Here is a 425-nt window from a genome sequence, read left to right as displayed (position 1 = left end):
CAGTGATCCAACCGCAAGGAGGAAGCTGTCGAAGGTGAAACCAATGACTAGGGTGAAGTCGTAACAAGGTAGCCGTATCGGAAGGTGCGGCTGGATCACCTCCTTTCTAAGGAAATTAGTTTATACTGTTCAGTTTTGAGTGTTCTATTTTAGATTAAATAGATACACGACCATATCATGGGGATATAGCTCAGTTGGGAGAGCACCTGCCTTGCACGCAGGGGGTCGCAGGTTCGACTCCTGTTATCTCCACCAGGAACGATTTATCGTTCGTATGGATGTTCTTTGAAAATTGCATATATGAAAGACAAAGATGTTTATTTATAAATATCTAGTCGACAAGCAAAAACAATATTCTCAAATCCTATATTTATATAGGTAGTTGAAGAACTATAATCTTACAGACGAGAGTCTTTAAATCTAGT

Annotated in this window: 1 tRNA gene and 1 rRNA gene; both read left to right on the top strand. The window is 39.8% G+C overall.

The window, feature by feature from the left end:
* Positions 1-106, top strand: a 16S ribosomal RNA gene (locus EZV73_RS28455); the annotation flags it as partial.
* Positions 107-179: 73 nt separating this feature from the next.
* Positions 180-255: transfer RNA gene (locus tag EZV73_RS28450), tRNA-Ala, on the top strand.
* Positions 256-425 lie beyond the last annotated feature (170 nt).

The organism is Acidaminobacter sp. JC074 (assembly GCF_022496765.1).
Lineage (GTDB): Bacteria > Bacillota > Clostridia > Peptostreptococcales > Acidaminobacteraceae > JABXKX01.
Note: the sequence above shows the minus strand (reverse complement) of the source record. Positions and strands in the feature narration are given on the sequence as shown.